This window comes from Streptomyces sp. NH27, from assembly GCF_056859195.1.
The window spans coordinates 1-764 of record NZ_JACEGK010001035.1 but is presented as its reverse complement, the minus strand read 5'-3'; the positions used below and the strand labels follow the sequence as shown (position 1 = coordinate 764).

1 pseudogene is annotated in these 764 nt (G+C 77.0%); it reads right to left on the bottom strand.

Annotated features, from left to right (window positions below):
* Window positions 1-457: pseudogene (locus tag AC13HU_RS37870) on the bottom strand (hypothetical protein); the annotation flags it as partial.
* Between the last annotated feature and the right edge of the window lie 307 nt (window positions 458-764).

The window sequence follows — 764 nt, the reverse complement described above, 5'->3', positions numbered from 1 at the left end:
GGAGTGCCGGGGGTGCCGGGGTCTCCGACGGCACCAGGGACTCTGGGGCCTCCGGCGCCTTCTGCTCAGGCGGTTGTGCCGGTTGCTGCGGCTGCTGCGGCGCGTTCGGCCGCGGCGAGAGCACGGGCAACCAGCCCTCGGCCGAGGGCGGGGCCGTCGGCGCGGCCGGGCTGGACAGCGGCGGCACCGCCTTGCCCGGCCTGGCCCACGCGTCCCAAGGCTTGGCGGGCGGCGGCGCGTACGCATCGGCGCCGCGCGATTCCGGCGCGGGCTCCGGTTCGGGTTCGGGTACGGCCTCGGGTTCGGCGACGGCAGCAGGCGCAGGCTCTGCGAGCGGTTCGCCTTCGGGTTCGGGCTCCGGCGCTGGCGTGGGTTCAGGTTCGGGCCCGGCCCCGGGTCCCGCCTGGACATCCGGCTCCAACTCGGGCAGCAGCGACGCCGGTACGGCCTCGACCACAGGCCGCGCGAAATCGTACACACCCCCGAGACGCGGGTCCGACACGGCGCCGGGCTCGACCACATCCGCGGGGAGTTCGGGTCCGGGTTCCGGTTCGGGCCCGGCGCCGGGTTCGGGTTCGAACACCGCTTCCGGTGCGGCCGGCGCCTCCTCGGCCGGTGGCGCGGGCGATTCGGGCCGGACGACCGTCGGCCCGGCGTCGAAGGGTTGCCGGAGCGGCTCCCGTTCAGGCGCTGCTGCCGGCTCCGCCGACGGCTCCGGCACCGGCTCCCGCTCGGGTTGTCGCTGTACCGGCATCGGCGCCGGC